This window comes from Candidatus Pelagibacter sp. HIMB1485, from assembly GCF_052048055.1.
GTDB lineage: Bacteria > Pseudomonadota > Alphaproteobacteria > Pelagibacterales > Pelagibacteraceae > Pelagibacter.
In genome coordinates, this window is the sequence record NZ_JBNAIN010000002.1 from 278189 (window position 1) to 296114 (window position 17926).

Below are 17926 nucleotides of genomic sequence, written 5' to 3' on the forward strand. Positions count from 1 at the left end.
TATACTAAGCTAAAGTCTTTTTAATTGCTAATTTCCAACCATTTAAAAGATCTTTTCTAAAATTTTGTTTCATTTTAGGATTAAATATTCTGTCTTTTTTCCACATATTTTTAATTTGATTTAAAGATTTATATTCTCCTATTTGATATCCAGCTAACAAAGCTACACCCAAAGCAGTTGTCTCTAATATTTTTGGTCTAACTACTTTTAAATTAATAATGTCAGCTAAAAATTGTGTGAACCAATTATTTGCAACCATTCCACCATCTACCTTAACTATTCTTGGTTTCAAACCATCCTTGTTCATTGAATCAAACAAATCAAAACTTTGATAACCAACAGATTCTACTGTTGCTCTCACTATACTTTTCCAATCACTGTCTCTTGTTAGTCCTGTGATTGCTCCTCTTGCATCTGGTCTCCAATAAGGTGCTCCCATTCCACTAAAAGCTGGTACAACAAAAACACCATCATTAATTTTAGATGATTTTGAAATCTTTTCAGTTTCGGGTGCTTTTTTTATCAATTTTACTTTATCTCTTAGCCATTGTACTCCTGCGCCAGCTATAAAAATTGAACCTTCTAAGGCGTAAGTATTTTTATTATTTAATCGATAGCAAATAGTAGTCAGTAATTTATTTTTTGAATTAATTTTCTTTGGACCAGTATTCATAATAACAAACGCACCAGTACCATACGTGCTTTTTATAGATCCTTTTTCAAAACAAGTTTGTCCAAATACTGCAGCCTGCTGATCACCAAGAACTGCAGAAATTGAAATTTCGACCCCTGTAATTTTTTTATCTGTTTTTCCAAAATTATCTGCTGAGTTTTTGACTTCTGGTAAAATTTTAAGTGGAATATTTAGTTTTTTTAAAATTTCTTTGTCCCATTTATTGTTATTAATATTATACAGCATTGTTCGGCTTGCATTAGATGCTTCAGTTAAATGCTGCTTACCTTTTGTTAATTTCCAAATTAAAAATGTATCTACAGTCCCAAACAATAAATCATTTGAATTAAGAAGTTTTTTTGAAATTTTAACATTGTCTAAGATCCATTTAATTTTAGTTGCTGAAAAATATGGATCTATAAATAATCCAGTTTTATTTCTAAATAGATTTTCATAATTTTTTTTCTTAAGCAGTTTACAGTAATCTTGAGTTCTTCTATCTTGCCATACAATTGCATTATAAATTGGCTTTCCTGTTTTTTTATTCCATAGAATTGTGGTTTCCCTTTGATTTGTAATTCCAATTGTAAGTATGTGACCTTTTAATTTTTTGGCTTTATTTATTACTTGTTTTAAAGCTCTAAGTGTTGTGGACCAAATCTCATTTGGATTATGTTCTACCCATCCATTTTTTGGAAAATATTGTTTAAATTCATATTGTGAAACAAAAACAATATTACCTTTTGTATCAAACAAAATTACTCTTGATGATGTTGTTCCTTGATCGATAGAAATAATAAATTTTTTCAATGGACTAAGCTATACCTAAATGTTTTTTTCTTTTCTCTACCCAAGTTCTGATTAAATTATCAAAAATCAATCCTATGAAAGCAACACAAATACCCAAGGTTAAACCAATTCCAGCTCCATTTTTATCCGATAATGCCTTCAAAATGTACTGGCCCAGATCTTCTGTTCCAATAAAAGCTCCTATAATCACCATAAATAAAGCAAATACGATTGTTTGATTTATCCCAAGCATCATATGTGGGAAAGCTAATGGAAATTCAATCTTAGTTAATCTTTGAAATTTATTAACACCAGACATCGTTGCAGCTTCATGCAAACCAGCAGGTACACTTCTTAACCCTTCAATAGTATATCTGGTTGCTGGAATTGTTGCGTAAACAATTACTGCAATTAAAACTGAAGTATCTGTAATTCCAAATAACATCATTACTGGAATTAAGTATACAAACGATGGGAATGTTTGAAAAATATCACAAACCCCTAACATAAACGCTGCAGATTTTTTATTCTGGAAACATAAAGTTCCAACTGTGAAACCTATTAAACAAGAAACAACTACTCCAAAAGTTGCCATGTACAACGTAACCAATGCTCTATCCCACCATGGACTTAATGCTATAAATAAAGTTAAAGCAGCAACAACTAATGCTGATCTAATTCCTCCAATTAGATAACCAGCTCCTACAGCTAATACTAAAGTGGCAACAGCTGGCATTCTTAAATATAAAGCTCTCATTGGTTGAAGCACTTCTGTAATTAACCACGTATTAAATGCTTTTATATAAACAAAAAATGTATCAAAAATCCAATCAACACCCTTGTTCCAAAAATCAGCTGTTGAAAATCCTTTGTTGTGTGGAACTTCAAATAAATAATTAAATGTATCTTTAAAAATAAATGTTCCGATATAAGCAAGAATAGCTCCAACAATTATTGATCCACCAAAAAATATAATATTTTTATTCCTTTGGAAAAAAGTAAGATTACCAAAATAATCTTGTTGTTGATTTGCCCATGCTAATGACATTTTATCTAATAGAATTGCAATCAAACTAATACATAAACCTGCTTCAAGAGCGAGACCAATGTTAAGTTGGTTTAAAGCAAGCAATAGATTAAATCCTAATCCTTTTGCACCAATAAATGCAGAGATTACTGCCATAGAAAAACAAACCATAATTACTTGGTTAACTCCGATTAAGATATCTCTTCTTGCGGTTGGAATAAGTACTTTAGTCATCAGCTGCCAGTTTGTGCATCCACTCATTCTTCCTGCTTCGATGACTTCTGGAGGAACTGCTCGTAGTCCAAGAATGGTTAATAAAATCATTGGAGGAACTGCTACTACCATTGTAATTATTACAGCTGCATGATCACCAACGCCAAATAAAACAAGTGCAGGAACTAATACTGCATATTGAGGCATAGTTTGCATCACTAAAAGAATTGGATACAAAGCATTTTCAACTCTTTTACTTTTGTAAGCAGCAATACCTAGACTGATACCGAATGCAAATGACAAAGGAACAGCCACTAATATAAAAGAAAGTGTTTGCATTGAAGGTTTCCACTGACCAAAGATTGAAATATAGACCATCGTTAAACCTGCAAATAAAGCAAGTCCTATACCACTTAGTTTATATGCAAGTATTGTTGCTCCGGCTGCAACGATAGTCCAAGGTAAACCTGGTAATTCTAACCAAGGATAAGCATCAATAAAATCCCAGCTAGTGAATGCTACTATAGTTTCTAATCCACCAAGTAAAATTTCTCTAATCAACTCAATCAAAAACGTCATAAAAGACGTTAAATTTCTACTTATCTCTAATAACAGCGGTCTTGTTTTAAACTCTTGAGTATCTTCATTCCAAAACTCCATTGGCATCCACTCGTTCATTAAGAAAAATAAAGAGTCGTTTATCCAGATAGGCAACCAACCAAGTAAAGGTGGTAACCTCCAAAACACATCAAATGCATAATATCGGACTTCTTTACCTAGAAAAAAATAAACACTTTGGTTAGGATCTTTTACAAATTCTGCTTGGCCTCTTATAAATTTATAAGTTTCAGGAACATCTATTGCAAAACATAGAGCAAAAAATACAACCAGCAAAAATATCCATTGAAACAACTTTGGGTATTTTTTTAAATATTCCATGGTCTAGCTACTATTTTTTCTTCCTCCAAAAACTGTATCAATGATTGTTGAAGGTTTTATTGAACCAATAATATTGTTATTGGAGTCAACCACTCCTACAATTTTTTCTTGGGTAAGAATTTTTTCTGCAACATTTTCGATAATGTCATCTTTTGAAACTTTTAAATCTCCTAAATTATCTTTATTTGAACTATCCATCACATCTTCAATAACTAAAACTTTTTCTCTTGGAACTTCTTCTGTGAATTTTCTTACATATTCTGTAGCTGGATTTAAAACAATGTTAGCAGGTGTATCTAACTGTTCTATAATACCATCTTTCATGATCGCAATTCGATCAGCTAATTTTAAAGCCTCGTCAAAATCATGAGTAATAAACATAATTGTTTTTTGTAATTTTTCTTGCAATCTTAAAAACTCGTCTTGCATTTCTTTTCTTATTAGTGGGTCTAATGCTGAAAATGGTTCATCTAAGAACCAAATGTCAGGTTCCACTGCTAAAGATCGAGCAATCCCAACTCTTTGTTGTTGACCTCCTGAAAGTTCTCTTGGAAAATAGTTTTCTCTACCATCAAGTCCAACTAGTTTAACCATTTCCATTGCTCTACTAATACTATCCTCAGTCTTAATACCCTTTATCTGAAGCGGGAAAGCAATATTTTCTACAACTGTTTTATGAGGCAACAAGGCAAAGCTTTGGAAAACCATTCCCATTTTATTTCTTCTAAGCTCAATTAATTCTTTATTGTTTAATTGAAGTAGGTCTTGGCCTTCTATAAAAATTTTTCCTCCAGTTGCATCTGTTAATCTTGAAATACATCTTAGTAATGTTGATTTACCTGAACCAGATAAACCCATTACTACTAGCATTTCTCCTTTTGCAACTTCAAACGAAGCGTTGTTAACTCCAACTATGCAGCCGTTTTCTTGAAATGTTTTTGCATCTACATTACCGTTAGATTCTTCAAGCATTTTTTTGGCATTCTCACCAAAAATTTTATAAACTGACTCACACTTGATAACGGTTTCAGACATAAATCTTCTTAAAGTTATATGAAATTCAATAAAATTTAAATGTTAATTATTGTAACCTTTCATCATTAAAAATTCTTAATATAGTAAACTCTAGTATCAATACCTGTGCTTAAAAAACTTAAAGCTTCTCCACTAACAGTAATAGTTTCATCTACCCCAACATTGTTTCCACTTACTGTAAAACCTGCATAACACTTGCCTTTTTCTTGATCCCATTTGACAAAAGTTTCATCAATTTTATTTCCGTTGATTGTATAAATCTCGTGTGCTCTAAAATTTAAAAAATTAGCACCCATAATTGCTCGTTGTGGAATTAATTTTGTAGCTTTACATACTTGCTCATATACTTCATCAGTTAATCTATAATGGTCAGTTCCATCAAAGGATACAAGTATCCCTGAAGGTAATTTAGATATCAATTCACTTAGTTTTCTCTCTTCAGCAATTCTTTGTTCTTCCAATTTCATTTTTTCTACAAGCTCGTCTCCCCCTCCAAATATTCCATTTAAAACAGCAAAAAAAGCTATCACTATTGCTGTAACAATAACTAAACCAATAAATTGCTTTGTTGAGTTTGAATTGTCTTCAGTTTTATTTAAACTATTTTCTTTTGACATTACTCTTGTAACTTTCCGTTTACCCAAGTGCCTGATTTTTGTTTTCCATCTGCCCAAGTAAATGTTCCTTGTCCATTCATAAAACCTTTGGACCATTCACCATCATAAGTAGATCCATCTGGAAAAGTTAAAACTCCTTTTCCACTCCATTGACTATTTTTAAATTCACCTTTGTAAATATATCCGTTAGGCCATGTCTCAACTCCTTGGCCTTCTTTTTTTGTTGCAACCCATTCACCTTCATAGGTTGTCTTATCGGTATAAATCCATTTACCAAAACCATTTTCACAGTTTCCTTCTTTACATCCTGTGCTTCGAGCAAATGCAGATGAGTTAATCAAAGAAATTAAAAATATGAAAATTAGAAATTTTTTCATTTTGTCACTTTACACAAATTAGAATAAAAAAAAATCCCCCCCAAACAAGTTGGGGGAGATTTTAATTTTTTTAACTTTTACCCTTATTTAGTAAAAGGTTTCCAAACTGACTCGTTGTCAGCTAACCATTTTTTAGCTGCATCTTCGTGAGTCATTTTATCAACATCAACTAAAGCTGCCATTGCACCAATATGACTTGTTGAGAATGACATCTTTTTAAATGCTGCTGCTGCATCTGGGTGAGTTTTTGGGAAATCCTCATGAACAGCTTTTTTCAAGTATCCATCAGGAGAACCACATTTACCATCACCACCATCTTCTGGTCTGCAACCTGCTGTGTATGGAGGGAAGTCAATAAATGTAAAACCAGCACCATCTGTAAAGTTTGGTGTCCAGTTAAAGATTATAGTTCCTCTTCCTTCTTTTTCAGCCGCTGCTAATTCAGCCCAAAGTGCATCTGCACCTCCAGCAAATTTAACCCACCAAAGATCACCTAAGCCTAAAGCTTCAACTCTTTGAGGAATTAAATCACCATGCCAACTTTGAGGTCCTTCCAACATTCTTCCTTTTCCATCTGGAGAGTCAGGTGTTGTAAAGTTTTTAGCACAGTCTGGATTTTTTAAAGCTGTCCAATCTGGTAGACCTGGGCACAAACCTTTTTCAACAACCCAGTTTGGGTAACCCATATCTTCAAGAGTTCTTGCCTCATGATCACCCCAGTCAAGTAAACCACCTTTGTCTAAAGCAGTAGTAAATGACTTACCGAATGCAGACTCCCATACTTCGTGAGAAATAGTTACGTCTCCAATTCTGATTGATTCATAAACCGCTTGTGAGTCAGCGTTTACATATTTTACGTTGTTACCCATGCTTTCAAAAATTCCACCAATAACGTAAGCCATTACAATTTGAGATGACCAGTTATGAGTTGGGATTACGATGGGCTTTTTGCTATCAGCGTTAGAAATTCCTGAGAAACTTACTACAGAAATAACTAGAGCAGATAATAATGACATTATTTTTTTCATTTTTTCCCCTCTATTAATATTAATATTAACACTCTATGTTAAAACGAATAGCTAGGTAAAGAATTATTAGTTCTAAAAAATATATATATATTTAATCAATAAAAATGGTGATAAAAAATATATCAATATTAAAAAATTTTAAAAATGTTTGGAACAAGTAAAGACATTAAAAATCCTGGACTAAATATTTTACCACCTGGAGTTGAACGACATATTGTAAATGGAGGTGCTCTTACTGCTTTTCAAATTTTTCCTGATGATGAAATAGAAATTATTAATGATGAAGGAAATCAAATTTGTGAAATAATTTGTTTTAATAAAGATGGAAAGTCAGAATTAGGAATTTTAAATTTAAAAGAAAATAGTCAAAAAAATTTTATAAGAGACATTTTAAATGGAAAAGATGAAACAATCTTAGCAACAAATTATCAATTAAAAAAAAGAAACCTAAATATAAAAGAGTCTAAATCATCAATAGTTTTTGATCTTGATACAAAAGCTGAAGAAAAGGTTAAACTTAAATCAAAAGATAAATGTTATGCAATCTTTGCTGCACCTGGTGAAGATATGGATGTTACAAAACAAAATCCACCAACAGATTTAACTATTTTTATTAAAAGAGCGAAAGTTATAAATGATAAAGAGTTGAGTGTTATACCTGATCCAGTTTTTGAACCACTTTATGAAGAAAACATAGATAAAGAAACTTCAACATCATATCAGGTTAAAGAAGGAGATTACATTCAAGTTATAAGTCCTACTGGAAGACAATGTTCAGATTTTGTAGCATTTGATACAAAAAAATTAGAAAAAGGAATAGAAAAAGGATTAGATTGGCAAACAACTAGAACTTTTATGGGAAATACTTTTCCTGGTCCTGGATTGCATTCAAAATTTTATGATACTGATCATGAACCCTTAGTAGAGGTAATAAGAGATACAGTTGGTAAGCATGATACTTTTAATCTTGCATGCACTTCAAAATATTATGAAGATGCTGGTTATTTTGGTCATCCTAATTGCTCTGACAATTTAACTGAGAGTATGTCTAAATATGGAGTTCAAAAACAAAAGGGATGGCATGCAATTAATTTATTTTTTAATACTTCGGCTGCTGGATTAAATTCGGTAATATCTGATGAATCTTATTCTAGACCTGGTGATTATGTAATGTTTAGAGCGTTAAAAGATTTAACAATTGGTACTACCGCTTGTCCTAGCGATATTGATGCTTGTAATTCATGGAATCCTACTGAGATTTTTGTTAGAACTTATGACAAAAATAAAGAATTTAGAAAGTCATTTGCTTTTCGGATGAAAACAGATTCAGAAAAAAAACTAACTAGAAATTCAGGTTTCCACGAACGAACATCTCAACTAACTAGAAATTATGTTGATGCAAGAGGTTTTTGGCTTCCAAATGATTATACAAAACACGGAATAGTAAATGAATATAATGCCTGCAGAAACGATGCGGTATTAATTGATTTATCTTCACTTAGAAAATTTGAAATAATAGGTCCAGATGCTGAAGAATTATTAAACTACACACTTACTAGAAACATTAAAAAATTATCAGTTGGTCAAGTTGTCTATTCTGCAATGTGTTATGAAAATGGAATGATGTTTGATGATGGAACATTATTAAGATTAAGTGAAACAGGATTTAGATGGATATGTGGTGATGAGTATGCTGGAGAATGGTTAAAAGAAATAGCGAAGAAAAAAAATTTTAATGCAAATGTTAAAAATTCAACCGACCAAATTAGTAATGTTTCTATACAAGGTCCAAAAAGTAGAGAGATTTTAAAAAAGATAATTTTTACACCACCTACTCAACCATCTATTGATGAGCTTGGTTGGTTTAGATTTACAATTTGTAGAATTGAAGAATTGCAAGGTATTCCACTAATTGTTTCTAGAACAGGTTATACAGGTGAGCTTGGTTATGAAGTATGGTGTCATCCAAATCATGCTCCTGAAGTTTGGGATAAATTAATGGAAGCAGGAAAAGATGATGGTTTAATTCCCGCTGGTTTTGCTGCTCTTGATAAACTTAGAATAGAAGCTGGGTTAATTTTATTTGGAAATGAATTTGATGGTCAACAAGACCCCTTTGAAGCAGGGATTGGTTTTGCAGTTCCCTTAAAAACAAAAGAAGAGGACTTCATTGGTAAAGAAGAATTAATAAAAAGAAAAAACAATCCACAGAAAAAATTAGTTGGATTAGAATTAATTGGAAAAGAAATTGCAGGTCATGGTGATTGTGTTCATATTGGTAGAGCACAAGTGGGCATTGTTACAAGTGGATGTCTATCATCAACCCTAAATAAAAATGTGGCTCTTTGTAGAATAGATTCTCAATATTCAGAAATTGGAACAGAAGTTGAAATTGGAAAAATAGATGGTCACCAAAAAAGAATTGGCGCAAAAGTCGTTGGATTTCCATTCTATGATCCAACTAAATCAAGAGTAAGATCTTAAAAAATGCCAAAAGAAAAAAAGACCCTTTTAGATTTTTGGGAAGAACAAATGAAACAATCCCATACCTCTAGTAATTATTTTTTTAGAAAGTCACCTTCTCATTATCATATGATGTTATTAGTTATGTCAGCTTTTAAAGAAGGTACAAAATTATCTGTTGAAGAATTAAAAACAAAATTATTTAAAACATCTAGGCCAAAATCAGCATTAATAATTACAGAAGCCTGTGAAAAAGGTTTCTTTAAACTGGAAAAAACTTCAACTGACCAGCGAATTAAAAATATAGTCCCAAGCGAGTCATTCATTAAAGAATTTAATGACTATTTAGATACGCTAAAAAACATCAGTTATTAAATAAATTTTGATGACTGAAAAAAATATCTAATTTTTATATATAAAATTTACTTCTATAAATAATTATATTAATTGCTCGCATCAAAAAATAGTGTTTAAATATGACGACATTACCTTCAAAAGCAAAAGTAGTGATAATCGGTGGTGGAATACACGGTTTAAGTACTGCATGGAAACTTTCAGAAACTTACAAAAATCCTGGCGACATAGTTGTATTAGAAAAAAAAGATACAGCTGCTGGTGCAAGTGGAATTGCATGTGGAGTTGTAAGAAATAATTATTTTCAGCCAGCAATGAGAGAATTGATGGCTCATTCAGTTTCAGTTTGGGAAAGTGATCCTAAAGCATTTAAATATAATCCAGTTGGGTACTTACAAATATCTCCAGAAGTAATGCATGAAGATGTTGCAAGTATATATGAACAACAAAAAGCAATTGGATATGAATCAGTTTTTATTGAAGGTGAAAAAGATTGCGCAAATTACATGAAGGGAATTTTTGATGATTGGCAGGCTCAAGGTATCACTTCTGTGCTTCATGAGAAAAAAGGTGGATATGCTTTTAATAAAGATTCAATTAAAGCTTTAGAAAGTAAATCTACATCTAATGGTGTCCAAGTTATGAAAGGTGTAAGAGTAACTGGTTTTAAAAAAGGAAGTAACAGTCAAGCAGTAACTGGTGTTGAAACTGACAAAGGAACTATTGAGTGTGAACAAGTAGTTGTTGGTGCAGGACCATGGGCAAGAGATTTTTGGAATATGTTAGAGTTACCAAAGACAGCTCACATAAAAGGTAAAGATGGTAAGATGCATGAAACTGATATGTGGACTTACTGGATGCTTCAAGAGGGAGTTATCGGTGTTGAGCCAGATTTCTTAAAAACAAATGATGGTAAACAACCACCTGTAGTTCACGTTGACTCAACAGCACCTTTGTACTCTGACAAAACAAAAAAATTATTAACAGATAAAATTTGGGGAATTTATTATAAGCCTGATATTGAAGGCTTAGGTGTACAAGGTGGAACTTCTCCTTACATTGTTAAAAAACATTTTGATCAAGTAAATGTTGATCCATATGGAATTGAGTCTCCAGAGTATCAAACAACAGATGCGTTTAGTGAAATGTGGTGTTCAGCACTTGCGCACTGCCAAAAAAGATTTGAAGGAAAATCAGATTTATACAGAAAAGGACCATCGGGTGGTTTAGGATGTATGACACCTGACTCTTTTCCTATCTTCGATAGATTTTTTGAAAACGTTTACATGATTGCTGATGCTAATCACGGATATAAAATGATTGGTGTTGGTGAACTTGTTGCAAAAGAAATTCTTGGTACTGAAAGTGATTTATTGAAGCCGTTTAGATTCAACCGTTACGAGAAGGGTGAACTTCATCCGACTTCTAACAGTCCGTTCCCTTGGAGTTAAACTCTAAGCCTAGACACGAATAAAGTTTTCAGCTACGCTTGAATAATTAATAATTCATTGAGGGGTGAAAATGACGGATCTAGAAAAACATGTTAACCAGCCAGGTAGAGCTAAACTAGTAAAAAAAGTTCGAGAAAAAATTAACGAACTTGGAATAACTTATATTTATTATCAATTTATTTCTGTAACAGGAAGAGTTGTAGGTAAAGGTATACCTGCAGATCACTGGGAAAGAACAGCAGAAAAAGGATTTCAATTAGTTTACGGAGCAACAGCAAACTTATTTTTAGATCGTCATAATAACTACATTGGTTATGGTCCAGAGGCTATGGAGCTTGTTGGAATACCTGATCCAGAAACTTTTGTACAATTACCTTGGGACAAAAGAGTTGGAAGAGTTTTTGTAACATGTTTTAGAAACAGAGAAGAAAGAGAAAATCCAGGTGGTCATTTAACTTCAGACTGCAGAGGAAATCTAAGAATTTTCATGGATGAATTTAAGAAAAAACATGGTCTAGAATTAAGAGTTGGTACTGAGCCTGAAATGATGTGGTTAACAAAAAATGAAGATGGCACCCCTACAGGTAAAGGTTTTTCTAAGCCATTCTGTTATCACATTGATCAATTTGAGTCGTTAAGACCAGTATTTATGAAGGTAATTGAATACGCAAAAGCGATGGGACTTGATATGATTCAAGGAGACCACGAAGATGCACCAGGTCAATTAGAATTAAACTGGACTTATGATAACGTCTTAAGAAACGCAGATAGATTATCAACATACAGACAAATTTGTGCTCAAGTTGCAAGGGAACATAACTTGATAGCATGCTTTATGACTAAACCTTTTATGGGAGTTTCTGCAAGTGGATGTCATACAAATATGTCTTTATGGAAAGGTGGAAAAATTAAAGTAAACAAACTTGGAAACAAAACACTTCCAGGTGTTGAAGAAGTGTTTAGTTACGTTGAGGGTGGAACGAATACTTTTATGCCTGATACTAAAGACATGCAGTTACCAGGTAAAATTGGTTTACAATCAATTGCAGGTATCATGGAACACTTACCAGCACTAACAGCATTAGGATCCTCTACAGTTAACTCTTATAGAAGATTATGGGATCAAGGTTTCTGGGCGCCAGTTTATGCTGACTGGGGATACCAAAATAGAACATGTGGATTAAGGGTTTCTGCACCAGGTAGATTTGAATACCGATCTGTAGACTCTATGCATAATCCATACTTATTAGGTGCAGCGTTACTAAAAGCATGTGATCATGGAATTAGTAAAAAATTAAAACCAGCCGCTCCTGAGTCTAGAAATATTTACGAAGCTCAAAAGGCTGGTAAAGATGTTAAGAAACTTCCATTAAGTCTTGGTGAAGCTTTGGCTAGACTTGCAGAGGATGAGGTAATTAAATCTGCAATGCCGGATGAAATGTATAAAGTTTTCCATTGGTACAAAAACGATGAGTGGGAAAGATTCTTGGGTGCTACAACTCAATGGGATCTGGATACTTATCTTGATTGCTTACCGTAGGTCATAAAATAATAGAAAGGGTATAAAAATATGTGTGGGATAGCAGGATTAATTCATAGAGGAAAATCCTCAAATGTTGGAAGCGAATTACAAGGTATGCTTCAAGCGTTAAAACATAGAGGTGAAGACTCAACTGGATATGCTTTGTATGGAGATACAGATGGCAAAAATTTCATCATGCGTTTTAAAGTTGGTGAGAACGTTGGAGAAGGAAGTTCGTCTGTTATGGAAGATGTTTCTGTATATGATGAAAGAAAAAAAGTTGTAGATCAAACTCTAGCTGAGATGGGAGCAAAAGTTGTTAAGGAAGAAAGAACACTTCCTTACTCTTTAAGATATGAGATTGATTACAACACAAAAGATTTGTTAGATTTTTCTCAAAGAATAGAAAGTATTCCAGGTGTAGAAATTTTATCTATGGGTAAATCATTAGAAGTTATTAAAGATTTAGGTAACGCAAAAATGGTTTGTGATAGATATAGTCTAGATAAAGTTGTTGGAACTCATGCAATAGGTCATGCTAGAATGGCGACTGAGTCTGGTGTTGATATCAAATCTGCCCACCCTTTCTGGGGCTATCCTTTTAGTGACGTTTCTGTAGTACACAATGGTCAATTAACGAACTATTGGAACAACAGAAGAGTATTGGAAAATAAAGGAATGAGATTTATGTCTGAGTGTGACTCAGAATTAATCGCAGTTTATCTTGCAGAAAAAATGAGAGATGGTGCAACTTTAGAAGAAGGCATGAAAGAGAGTTTAACTGGTTTAGACGGTGTATTTACTTATTTTGTGGCTACAAAAGACTCTTTGGGAATGGCTAAAGACACTATGGCTGCAAAACCTTTAGTTTTATATGAGTCAGATGATTTAGTTGCAATGGGATCAGAGGAGATAGCTATTAGATCAGTGTTACCACAAGAAATAGACACATATGATCCATTTGATGGGGAGGTTAAAGTATGGCAAATCTAAAAACAGTATCAAAAAAATCTAAGGCCCAATCAATGGGTATGCATACCGAAGTTCTAACAGGGAGAACTCAACAAAAATTCTTTAACCCAGATGAGGCAGAGAATTTTTATTACTTCGGTACTTATGACGTAGACTTTAACAAAAGAACTGATCTTGATGTTAAAGATATGACTGCTGCAGAGGCTAATAAAGAAATTGATAATTTAATGAGCCAAGGATACGGAACAATTGTAATTAAAAACCCTCAAGGAAAACATAGTTTGGGTGTGGGTATCCTTAATAAATTAAATTTAATTTTTGAAGGAAGTTTAGGTTATTTTGGAATTGGTTCGTGTGATGGACCAATTGTTAGAATCAATGGAAGAGTTGGTTGGTCTTGTGCAGAAAACTTGATGGCTGGTAAAGTTGTAATTGAGAAAAACGCTGGATCTTGTTTTGGTGCAGCAATCAGAGGTGGAGATTTAATCTGCAAAGGTAGCGTTGGTGCTAGAACTGGTATTGATATGAAAGGTGGAACTATCATTATTGGTGGTGATGCTGGTGCTTTTACTGGTTTTATGATGCAAAGAGGAAGAATAATAATTCTTGGAGATGTAGGAATTAACCTGGGCGACTCAATGTACGATGGGACAATATTCGTAGGAGGAGAAATTGGATCTTATGGTAGTGATGCTGTAGATGCTGAATTAACAGCAAGCGACCAAGATTGGCTAAAAAGAAAATTAAAAGTTGCTGAAATTGGTGAAAATTTTGACGTTAGTAAAATGAAAAAAATTGTAGCTGGTAAAAAACTTTGGAATTACGATAATTTAGAACCTACAGAGAAGAAGGGAGCAATTTAATGCCTAAGAAAAAAAGTAAAAAGAATGGTAAAGGAGTTGGTGGAAAAGCTGACGTTCATGTTCATGAAGAAGGTAAAAGAAATAAAAGTCTACTAGGACACAATGCTATTTTTACTCCTGAAGTAATAGACGACATTCACATCAAATCTCAATTAGGAAGATACAGAATGCGTGGAATGGCATTAATGAAAAAAATTCCAACATTCGATGATTTGGTATTTTTGCCTGGAACGCTTACAAGATTTGTAATCGAAGGTTACAGAGAAAAATGTGAAACTAAAACAGTAATTGGTCCAAGATGTGAAAACCCAATTGAATTAGATATACCTGTTTACATTACAGGGATGAGTTTTGGTGCACTTTCCTATGAAGCAAAAACTGCTTTAGCAAGAGGAGCTACTATGGCAGGAAGCGCTACTTGTTCAGGTGAAGGTGGAATGATACCAGATGAGAGAAGATATTCAGAGAAATGGTATTACCAATGTATTCAATCAAGATATGGTTTTAATCCTCATCACGCTCAATTGGCTGATGGAATTGAAGTATTTATTGGACAAGGACAAAAAGTTGGTATGGGTGGACACTTAATGGGTCAAAAGGTAACCGACCAAGTTGCAGAAATGAGATCACTTCCATCTGGTATTGACCAAAGATCACCTGCAAGACACCCTGACTGGTTAGGTCCAGATGATTTAGCTCTAAAAGTTGAAGAGTTAAGACAATTAACGAAAAATAAAGTTCCAATTCAGTTAAAACTTGGTGCATCTAAAGTTTATGATGATGTACGTATGGCTGCAAAATGTGATCCTGACTCTATTTATTTAGATGGTATGGAAGGATCTACTGGAGCAGGACCACACATTGCTGCTGCAAATACTGGAATTCCAGGAATTGCTGCTATTAGAGAAGCAAGAAGAGCAATTGATGATGTGGGTAAAACTGGAAAAGTAACGTTAATCTACGCAGGTGGTGTAAGAGATGGTGCTGATATGGCTAAAGCTTTAGCTCTTGGAGCTGATGCAATTGCTATAGGTACTGGATCAATGATTGCACTTAACTGCAACAAAGATATTCCAGAAGCTGATTTCGAAAAAGAAATGGGTGTAAAAGCTGGGGAGTGTTATCACTGCCATACTGGAAGATGTCCAGTTGGTGTTGCTACTCAGGATCCAAAATTAAGAGCAAGATTAAATCCTGATGATGCAGCGTTGAGAGTATATAACTATCTACACTCAATGACTTTGGAAGCTCAATTATTAGCTAGAGCTTGCGGTAAGACGAATATTCATTCGTTAGAACCAGAAGATTTAGCGGCTTTAACTTCTGAAGCTTCTGCATTAGCGAAAGTTCCACTTGCAGGTACAAACTACACTGTTGGTGTTGATAACTATCACAAAATATAAGGGGTAACGATGGCTAAAAAGAAAACTAAAAAAACTAAATCGAAAGCTAAAGTTTCAAAAGTTAAGTTTGGAGTAAAAAAACAAACTGCTAGAGAAAAAATGATAGGCCAGTCGATTGGTTATAGATATGACGTTAACCTGTTGCCTGATTATAAAAAAATAACTCCATTCTTAAAAAAATATATTGAGGCAATGGGATGGGATGATTTAAATTGGTTGGAAGATGTACACATGGGTTACGAAGAAGGAAGACCTGCTGTGTTTTGCAGAAATGCAAATGGATGGGTAACAATTCCAAAATCAATTAAACTACCTAACAATCAACAAGACAGAGACATGATTGCAAGAGAGCTTTTAGTTAAATTTCAAATGTCTCCAAAACATCCTCTTGTTGATTTGAAAAAAGCATACCTAAAATTTTAAATAACAATCAATAGTTGATTTAATTCTAAAAACCTAGTGACCACACTAGGTTTTTAGTCTCTCTTTATATTTGTAACTAACCTAATAATTTTATAGGGTTTAGAATAACAAATATGGGGAGAGAATATGACTGATCAGTTAGCTGCTCTTACTACCATATTTACAGAGTTCTACTACTGGGTAACAGTGGTGCTGATGTTCTTAATTCACGTTGGATTCTGTATGTATGAAGTTGGAGCTTCTCGATACAAACACCATCAACATACTCTTATGAAAAACACAATGCTGATACCACTGGTGACAGTAACTTGGTTTTTATTTGGATGGTGGATTTACTGGGCTTTTCCAACAGGACCTGGATTAGCACCTTCAATAATGAATGAGAGTACTGCTCTAATCACAGACGAGTCTGCGTTTAGTGCTACTTGGTATACAGCTACAAGTGAACTTATGGCGATCAATCTAGGAGATCACATTTCTGGTGTCTTCTGGGCTGCATTCCTGCTTTTCTCTTGGACAGCTGCTTCTATCGTTTCAGGAGCAATCATTGAAAGAATTACAACATTTGCATTTGGTATTTTAGCAATTGCAATTGGATCTGTATTTTGGACAATTGATGCTGCTTGGGGATGGCACTTTGATGGATGGATGTTAAAACTTTTAGGATACCATGATGCATATGCATCAGGAGTAATTCACGCAATAGCGGGTGGATTTGCTTTAGGTGTTCTTGTTGTTTTAGGTCCAAGAATTGGAAAATTCTCATCAAGTGGTGAACCTAGAAATATAGGGCCTAGAAATCCTTGGCTAGTAACAGTTGGATTATTTTTAATTTATACTGGTTTCTGGGGATTTTATGCTGCATGTAACATTCCAATTTTTGACTTAGGTCCAGAATATGGAATGGAAGGTATATCTTATTGGACAGCTACAAACATTTACGTAACTCCTACTACACTTAGTGGTATTACCTTTAACTTCTTGATGTCGTTATCAGGAGGATTACTGGCTGGATATTGGATTGCTAAAGGTGATCCTTTCTGGACATACTCTAGTGGACTAGCAGGTGTTATCTGTGCTTCAGCTGGAAATGACTTATATCATCCAATTCAATCAATGATCATTGGTATGATCGGTGTTGTGATTGCATACAAACTACATTACTGGGTTGAACGAAAGTTCAAAATCGATGATGCAGTTGGTGCAGTAGCAGTTCACGGTTATGCGGGATTTGTTGGTCTTGTAATTTGTGGTTTTGTTTTATGGGGCTACCCTTCATCTGGTTATAGTGTGGGTGCTATGTGGGATGGAACTACTTATGCAACAATCAATCCTCTTGGACAGTTCATCGGAGCAATAATTATGTTTGTTGTTCTTGGACTAATACCAGGCTATGTCATAGCTAAAGTGCTTCACGGTATGGGTAAATTAAGAATCCCTCGAGAGGTAGAAATAGCTGGACTAGATTATGAAATGATGGAGGCTGCTAAAGAAGATGAAAAAGCAGTTTCATCTGCAACCAGGTAAAGGAGAAATATATGGCTACAGTAACAAACTGGATAGATCACCTTAACAAGCCAGCTGAAGAAGTAGTTGGTGCTGTTTACCCTGGTGCTGGATCTAGTGAAGGTATACTGGTAATCATTGCTATAATTTTATGGATTGGTTGGCACGTCTTAACTGCAAAATCTGAAAGTGATGAACTATCAAGATTGGCAAAGAAGAGACACAGTGCTAATGATCATAAAAGCAATATTACCGATTGGTAATTAAAATA

Annotated in this window: 16 protein-coding genes; 10 read left to right on the forward strand and 6 right to left on the reverse strand. The window is 33.9% G+C overall.

Annotation, left to right across the window (positions count from 1 at the left end; translation table 11 throughout):
- Positions 1 to 4 precede the first annotated feature (4 nt).
- The 6 genes from glpK to ACTTA4_RS03985 form a co-directional block, all read right to left on the reverse strand.
- A complete protein-coding gene (gene glpK / locus ACTTA4_RS03960) occupies positions 5 to 1483 on the reverse strand; it encodes a glycerol kinase GlpK (RefSeq protein ID WP_440633618.1) in 1479 nt (492 codons plus the stop codon).
- A 4-nt stretch (positions 1484 to 1487) separates the two neighbouring features.
- The gene (locus tag ACTTA4_RS03965) at positions 1488 to 3641 is read right to left on the reverse strand and encodes an ABC transporter permease (protein ID WP_440633619.1); all 2154 of its coding nucleotides are present in this window, start codon (positions 3639 to 3641) and stop codon (positions 1488 to 1490) included.
- Positions 3642 to 3644: 3 nt separating this feature from the next.
- Positions 3645 to 4676 carry a quaternary amine ABC transporter ATP-binding protein gene (locus ACTTA4_RS03970; RefSeq protein ID WP_440633620.1) on the reverse strand — a complete coding sequence of 344 codons (1032 nt, stop codon included), beginning with the start codon at positions 4674 to 4676 and terminating at the stop codon, positions 3645 to 3647.
- A gap of 65 nt (positions 4677 to 4741) precedes the next feature.
- A complete protein-coding gene (locus ACTTA4_RS03975) occupies positions 4742 to 5293 on the reverse strand; it encodes a hypothetical protein (RefSeq protein ID WP_262590399.1) in 552 nt (183 codons plus the stop codon).
- Positions 5293 to 5670, reverse strand: a complete 378-nt coding sequence (locus tag ACTTA4_RS03980; protein WP_440633621.1) for an MORN repeat-containing protein — start codon at positions 5668 to 5670, stop codon at positions 5293 to 5295. The genes ACTTA4_RS03975 and ACTTA4_RS03980 overlap by 1 nt, the downstream gene beginning before the upstream one ends.
- Positions 5671 to 5753: 83 nt before the next feature.
- Positions 5754 to 6698, reverse strand: a complete 945-nt coding sequence (locus ACTTA4_RS03985; protein WP_262590397.1) for an ABC transporter substrate-binding protein — start codon at positions 6696 to 6698, stop codon at positions 5754 to 5756.
- A gap of 144 nt (positions 6699 to 6842) precedes the next feature.
- Here ACTTA4_RS03985 and gcvT point away from each other — a divergent pair, with 144 nt between their 5' ends.
- The 10 genes from gcvT (at position 6843) to ACTTA4_RS04035 (ending at position 17918) form a co-directional block, all read left to right on the forward strand.
- Positions 6843 to 9182 (forward strand): glycine cleavage system aminomethyltransferase GcvT, encoded by a 2340-nt coding sequence (gcvT, locus tag ACTTA4_RS03990; protein WP_440633622.1) that lies wholly within the window; start codon positions 6843 to 6845, stop codon positions 9180 to 9182.
- A gap of 3 nt (positions 9183 to 9185) precedes the next feature.
- Positions 9186 to 9536, forward strand: a complete 351-nt coding sequence (locus ACTTA4_RS03995; protein ID WP_262590395.1) for a hypothetical protein — start codon at positions 9186 to 9188, stop codon at positions 9534 to 9536.
- Positions 9537 to 9637: 101 nt separating this feature from the next.
- Entirely contained in the window at positions 9638 to 10966 is a 1329-nt protein-coding gene (locus ACTTA4_RS04000; protein ID WP_440633623.1) for an NAD(P)/FAD-dependent oxidoreductase, read from the forward strand.
- A gap of 70 nt (positions 10967 to 11036) precedes the next feature.
- A complete protein-coding gene (locus ACTTA4_RS04005) occupies positions 11037 to 12506 on the forward strand; it encodes a glutamine synthetase family protein (protein WP_440633624.1) in 1470 nt (489 codons plus the stop codon).
- A 30-nt stretch (positions 12507 to 12536) separates the two neighbouring features.
- Positions 12537 to 13481, forward strand: a complete 945-nt coding sequence (locus ACTTA4_RS04010) for a glutamine amidotransferase (RefSeq protein ID WP_075506194.1) — start codon at positions 12537 to 12539, stop codon at positions 13479 to 13481.
- On the forward strand, positions 13469 to 14323 hold the full coding sequence (locus ACTTA4_RS04015) for a GXGXG motif-containing protein (RefSeq protein ID WP_262590392.1): 855 nt from the start codon (positions 13469 to 13471) through the stop codon (positions 14321 to 14323). The genes ACTTA4_RS04010 and ACTTA4_RS04015 overlap by 13 nt, the downstream gene beginning before the upstream one ends.
- Positions 14323 to 15726 carry an FMN-binding glutamate synthase family protein gene (locus tag ACTTA4_RS04020; protein WP_262590391.1) on the forward strand — a complete coding sequence of 468 codons (1404 nt, stop codon included), beginning with the start codon at positions 14323 to 14325 and terminating at the stop codon, positions 15724 to 15726. Before ACTTA4_RS04015 ends, ACTTA4_RS04020 begins: the two co-directional genes overlap by 1 nt.
- A 9-nt stretch (positions 15727 to 15735) precedes the next feature.
- Positions 15736 to 16149 carry a hypothetical protein gene (locus ACTTA4_RS04025; protein WP_075506197.1) on the forward strand — a complete coding sequence of 138 codons (414 nt, stop codon included), beginning with the start codon at positions 15736 to 15738 and terminating at the stop codon, positions 16147 to 16149.
- A gap of 126 nt (positions 16150 to 16275) precedes the next feature.
- Positions 16276 to 17676, forward strand: coding sequence for an ammonium transporter (locus ACTTA4_RS04030; protein ID WP_262590390.1), 1401 nt, complete (start codon positions 16276 to 16278; stop codon positions 17674 to 17676).
- Between the two features lie 11 nt (positions 17677 to 17687).
- Positions 17688 to 17918, forward strand: a complete 231-nt coding sequence (locus ACTTA4_RS04035; protein WP_440633625.1) for a hypothetical protein — start codon at positions 17688 to 17690, stop codon at positions 17916 to 17918.
- Positions 17919 to 17926: the final 8 nt, after the last annotated feature.